General features: G+C 66.1%; 5 protein-coding genes. All 5 read right to left on the bottom strand.

Annotated elements, in window-relative coordinates:
* Positions 1-183: 183 nt before the first annotated feature.
* Positions 184-606, bottom strand: a complete 423-nt coding sequence (locus AC5JJ6_RS38705; RefSeq protein WP_496047141.1) for a hypothetical protein — start codon at positions 604-606, stop codon at positions 184-186.
* 47 nt (positions 607-653) lie between these two features.
* Positions 654-2,348 (bottom strand): pyruvate, phosphate dikinase, encoded by a 1,695-nt coding sequence (locus tag AC5JJ6_RS38700; RefSeq protein WP_496047140.1) that lies wholly within the window; start codon positions 2,346-2,348, stop codon positions 654-656.
* A complete protein-coding gene (pyk, locus tag AC5JJ6_RS38695) occupies positions 2,348-3,826 on the bottom strand; it encodes a pyruvate kinase (RefSeq protein WP_496047139.1) in 1,479 nt (492 codons plus the stop codon). The genes AC5JJ6_RS38700 and pyk overlap by 1 nt, the downstream gene beginning before the upstream one ends.
* 19 nt (positions 3,827-3,845) lie before the next feature.
* A complete protein-coding gene (gene glxR / locus AC5JJ6_RS38690; protein WP_044435307.1) occupies positions 3,846-4,748 on the bottom strand; it encodes a 2-hydroxy-3-oxopropionate reductase in 903 nt (300 codons plus the stop codon).
* A 99-nt stretch (positions 4,749-4,847) separates the two neighbouring features.
* On the bottom strand, positions 4,848-5,621 hold the full coding sequence (hyi, locus tag AC5JJ6_RS38685) for a hydroxypyruvate isomerase (RefSeq protein WP_496047138.1): 774 nt from the start codon (positions 5,619-5,621) through the stop codon (positions 4,848-4,850).
* Positions 5,622-5,689 lie beyond the last annotated feature (68 nt).

The following is a 5,689-nucleotide window of genomic DNA, read 5'->3' as shown; positions in this document are numbered from 1 at the left end:
TAGAGCGAAGCGGCAGCCGACATAGACGCGCCTGCTTGTCGCCTGCCGCTTCGCTTTAGACCGGCGGCATTAAACATTGACTGGTCTGGAACTATAAATGTCGGGCTGAAGAGGCCCGGCATCTCTGCCGGAACTCACCGGTCAAGCTTCAATGCCGCTGGTATTACAGGCGGATTTCTGCCCTCAGCCGCCGTGAAACCCCTTCAGCCTCGGCTCGCCGCGTCCGATTTCCTTCTGGAAGTGGTTGTTGCGGGCGGCATCGATCACCCGGTCGATGAAGCCCCGGTACAGCTCCGATACGTCCACCGGGTTGTCCTTGGCATGGACCGCCTTCGACGCGTCCGGTTCGGCCTTGTCGAACCAGTTGTTGTCGTCGTCGCGTACCGAGTACAGGAACAGCGCGTCGTGCTCCGCATCGTCCTCCGAGACGTTGTGCTGCGCCTTGGTGACCTTGAACGCGCCATCGGCATCGGGGGCCGACAGGATGCGCAGGCCGTGCATCACCATGGCCTTGCCGCGGGCGTTCTGGTTGGCATCGTGGACGAAGCTGTCCAGCGGGTAGTAGGTCTCGAGGGTTTCCCGCTGATTGATGTTGACGCTCTGCATTGGCTTCGTGTCTCCGATGTTATGCGTGTCGTTTCAAAATCCGGTGCTCAGGCCGTCCTGCGCCCGTCCGGTTCGCGCCCCAGCCATTTCAACTCGTCCGCCCAGCCGATCAGGATGGCGAGTTCGTCGGACAGCGCCGGCCGGATGGTCGGAACCGCACCCAGGATAACCTCGCCGGTCGATCCGTCCAGCGTCACGGTATCCCCGGTCCCGACCGGCACGCCGCCGATGACGGCGCGCTTGGCCCCGGCGTCGATGACAAGGTCCACGACGCCGACGACGCAGGCCTTGCCCATGCCGCGGGCCACCACCGCGGCGTGGCTGGTCATGCCGCCCCGCGCCGTCAGGACGCCGCAGGCGACGTGGATGCCGTGGATGTCCTCCGGGTCGGTCTCGGTCCGGCACAGGATGACGGGTTCGCCCCGCGCCGCCCGCGCCTGGGCATCCGCGACGGTGAAGGCGAGCTTGCCGGTGACGGCTCCCGGCGAGGCGGCCAGCCCGACCGCCAGCAGGGCCCGGGGAGCATCCGGATCGAGCACCGGCTGAAGCATCTGATCGAGGGCTTCCATATCGACCATATCGGCGGCCTCTTCCGGCGTGACGACGCCTTCTTCCGCCAGATGGACGGCGATCTTGACGGCGGCCTGGGTCGTTCGCTTGCCGGAACGGGTCTGGAGCAGGTAGAGCCTGCCCTGCTGCACCGTGAATTCCAGGTCCTGCATATCGCGCAGATGCGCTTCCAGCCGCCGCGCCACGTCCCGAAGCTCGGCGTGGACCGCCGGCATGACATGCTCCAGCGCACTCAGCGGCAGCGGCGTCCGGATGCCGGCGACCAGGTCTTCCCCCTGCGCGTCGGGCAGGAACTCGCCGAACAGCACGTTCGCTCCGGTCGAGGGGTCGCGGGTAAAGGCGACGCCGGTGCCGCTGTCCGCCCCCCGGTTGCCGAACACCATCGCCTGGACCGTCACCGCCGTCCCGCCGTGTTCGGGGATGCCGTGAAGGCGGCGGTAGAAGACGGCGCGCCGGTTGTTCCACGACCGGAACACGGCGCCGACCGCCTGCCAGAGCTGCTCGTGGACATCCTGCGGGAAAGGCCGCCCGACCTCGCGGACGATCATTTCCTGATACTCGCGGACCAGGGTCCGGCAGTCGTCCGCCAGCAGCTCGCCGTCCAGCCGGCAGCGGCGGCGCTGCTTGACCGAGTCGAGGATGCGTTCGAAGCAGTCATGGTCGATGCCCATGACGACGGCGCCGTACATCTGGATGAAGCGCCGGTAGGTGTCCCACGCGAAGCGGCTGTCGCCGCTCCACGCCGCCAGCCCCATGACCGTCACGTCGTTGAGGCCGAGATTGAGGACGGTGTCCATCATGCCCGGCATCGATACCGCCGCCCCAGACCGTACCGCGACCAGCAAGGGGGCCGCGGCACTGCCGAACCGGCTGCCGGTCAGCGTCCCGACCCGCCCCAGCGCGCCGGATACCTGGTCCTTCAGCCAATCGGGAGCCTGCCCGGCATCCTGCCGGAACTCCCGGCAGACCGGGGTGGACAGGGTGAAGCCCGGCGGGACCGGCAAGCCGAGCCGGCTCATCCCGGCCAGTCCGGCGCCCTTGCCGCCCAGCAGATCGACCGGATCTATCCCCGGCGGCAGGGCATCCGCCGTGCCGCCGCCGAAGCCGAAGACCCGGCAGGGCGCTGTCTCCGCGATTTCGGGCGTACTGTCCGCCGGGGCCTTGGACGGCATCAGTCCTGCTCCGGTTCCAGGTAGATGATCCGCAGCGTGTTGGTCGAGCCGGTGCGGCCGAACGGCACGCCGGCCGTGATCGCGATCCGGTCGCCGATGCCGGCGATGCCGTAGTCCTGGGCGATTCGTACCGCTTCCGGAACCATCTCGCCGAACGAGCTGATGCCCTTCGTTACGTGAACGGTATGAACGCCGTAGGACAAGGCCAGCCGCCGCGCTGTGGTGTCGTGGATCGAAATCGCGAGGATCGGCATCGGCGGACGTTCCCGTGCGGCGCGCAGCGTCGTGCTGCCCGATTCGGTATACGTCACGATAGCCTTGGCGTCCACGGCGCGGGCGGATTGGTGCGCCGAGTGGGTGATGGCATCCGACGTCGTCTTGCCCAGACCCGGATGCTGGCTGTCCATGATGCTGCGATAGGACTCGTCGCCTTCGACCCGGCCGACGATGCGGTCCATGATGCCGACGGCTTCCAAGGGGTAGCTTCCGGCGGCGGTTTCAGCCGACAGCATGACCGCATCGGCCCCGTCGTAGACGGCGGTCGCCACGTCGGAAACCTCCGCCCGCGTCGGCGACGGCGAGCTGATCATCGATTCCAGCATCTGCGTCGCCACGATCACCGGGCGTCCCGCGTCGCGGGACTTCCGGATGATCTTCTTCTGCAAGCCCGGCACGTCTTCCGCCGGCATCTCGACGCCCAGGTCGCCGCGCGCGACCATCAGGGCGTCCGAAAGCTCGATCAGCTCGTCCAGGTGCTGGATCGCCATCGGCTTTTCGATCTTCAGCATGATCGCGGCCCGGTCGCCGATCAGGCCGCGCGCCTCGACCACGTCTTCAGGCCGCTGGACGAAGGACAGGGCGATCCACTCCACCCCCTGGTTCAGCGCGAACTCCATGTCGCGCCGGTCCTTGGGCGTCAGCGGCGACAGCGGCAGCATCACGTCGGGGACGTTGAAGCCCTTGTTGTTCGACAGCCGGGTGCCCGCGACGACCTCGCCCAGCAGGAAGTCGGCGCCCTGCTCGATGACGCGGATGCGGACCTTGCCGTCGTCCAGCAGCAGGGTGCTGCCGACCTTCATCGCGGAGATGACCTCCGGATGCGGCAGGCAGACCCGCTCCTCGTTGCCCGGCGCCGGGTCCAGGTCGAACCGGATCACCCTGCCCGCCCGCAGGCCGATAGCCCCTTCGGCGAACGAGCCGATGCGGAGCTTCGGCCCCTGGAGATCGGCGATGACGCCGATCGGGCGGTCGAACTCGACCTCCAGCGCGCGGATGCGGGCCAGCACCTCGCCGTGGTTTTCCTGCGTGCCATGACTGAAGTTGAGCCGGAAGACGTCCACCCCGGCCAGCATCAGGCGCCGGAGCATATCGGCCGACGAGCTGGCCGGGCCGACCGTCGCGACGATCTTGGTCTGCCGGTGGCGCCGGAAGATCGGCGCCTTTTTCTGCCCCGAAGCCGGGCTTTCTGAGGGTGTCATGACATCACTTGCGGTTGGGTCAGTCGTCGCCGCCGGGCGCGGTCTGGCCGATTTCGAAATTGCCCATGACCTCCAGGATGCGCAGCAGGCCGGAATGGTCCCATTGCGCTCCGCCCTGGGCGGCGCAGGCGTTGAAGAGCTGCTGCGTGCTGGCGGTATTGGGCAGTGACAGGTTGAGCGACTTGGCGCCCGCAAGTGCGAGGTTGAGGTCTTTCTGGTGCAGCTCGATCCGGAAGCCCGGATTGAAGTTGCGCTTGATCATCCGCTCGCCATGCACTTCCAGGATGCGCGACGACGCGAAGCCGCCCATCAGCGCCTGGCGGACGCGGGCCGGATCGGCGCCGGCCTTGGCGGCGAACAGCAGGGCTTCCGCAACCGCTTCGATGGTCAGCGCGACGATGATCTGGTTGGCGACCTTGGTGGTCTGCCCGTCGCCGTTACCGCCGACCAGCGTGATGTTCTTGCCCATCTTCTCGAACAGCGGCTTGACCTTCTCGAACGCCGCTTCGGGTCCGCCGACCATGATGGTCAGCGACGCCGCCTTGGCGCCGACATCGCCGCCGGAAACCGGCGCGTCCAGGTAGTCGCAGCCGAGCTTGTTGATTTCGGAAGCGAAACGCTTCGTTTCGATCGGAGCGATCGAACTCATGTCGACGACGGTCTTGCCCTTGGACAGACCCTGGGCGACGCCGTTCTCGCCGAACAGCGCTGCTTCGACATGGGGAGTGTCGGGGACCATCGTGATGATGATGTCGGCTTTTTCAGCCACTTCCTTGCCGGACTTGCAGGCGGTCCCGCCCTTGCCGGTCAGTTCGTCGGGGACGGGCTGGATGTCGTACAGGTAGAGTTCGTGCCCGGCGTCGATCAGGTGACCCGCCATCGGCCGACCCATAATGCCAAGCCCGATGAAACCTACTTTCATTTTTCGCTCCCTCCGTGAAATGTTTATACCCGATCGATGTCGGTTTGTCGCGCGTCACTTGCCCCCTCGCCCCCAAGAGGGCGAGGGGATAAAGCGCCGTCAGCCCTTGGTGAACCAGCCCAGGCCTTCTTCGGTCTTGCCCTTCGGCTTGTACTCGCAGCCGATCCAGCCGTCGTAACCGATCCGGTCGAAATGGCCGAACAGGAACGGGTAGTTGATTTCACCCGTGCCCGGCTCGTTGCGGCCCGGATTGTCGGCGAGCTGGATATGCGCGATCCGAGACAGGTTCTTCTCGACCGTGCGGGCGAGATCGCCTTCCATGATCTGCATATGGTAGACGTCGTACTGGACGAAGATGTTGTCCGATCCGGTCTGGTCGATCAGATCGATCGCCTGCTTGGTCCGGGTCAGATAGAAGCCCGGAATGTCGATGGTGTTGATCGGCTCGATCAGCAGCTTGATGCCGTGCTTCTTCAGCTCGTCGGCGGCGTACTTGATGTTGCCGACGAATGTGTCGTGCAGCTTGCTCTGCTCCACCCCGGCCGGCACGATGCCTGCCAGGCAGTTGACCAGCGGGCACTTCAGCGCTGTTGCGTACTCGATCGCCTTGCCGACGCCGTCGCGGAACTCGCCGGCCCGGTCCGGCATGCAGGCGATGCCGCGCTCGCCCGCGCCCCAGTCGCCGGCGGGAAGGTTGTGGAGCACCTGCTTCAGGTCGTTGGCTTCAAGGCGCTGGACCAGATCCTCCACCTTATAAGGATAGGGGAACAGGTACTCGACGCCCCGGAAGCCGGCCTTGGCGGCCCGCTCGAACCGGTCGAGAAAATCGTACTCGGTGAACAGCATCGTCAGATTGGCCGCGAATTTCGGCATGATGCTTCCTCCCTTTTCTTCGATACTTCGTTTCAGACCAGCACGCGGTGAGGCTGCTGCTCCGGGAG

The sequence above is a fragment of the Skermanella sp. genome, assembly GCF_059503625.1.
The sequence above is the reverse complement of the archived record's forward strand: the minus strand, read 5'-3'. Positions and strand labels throughout refer to the sequence as shown.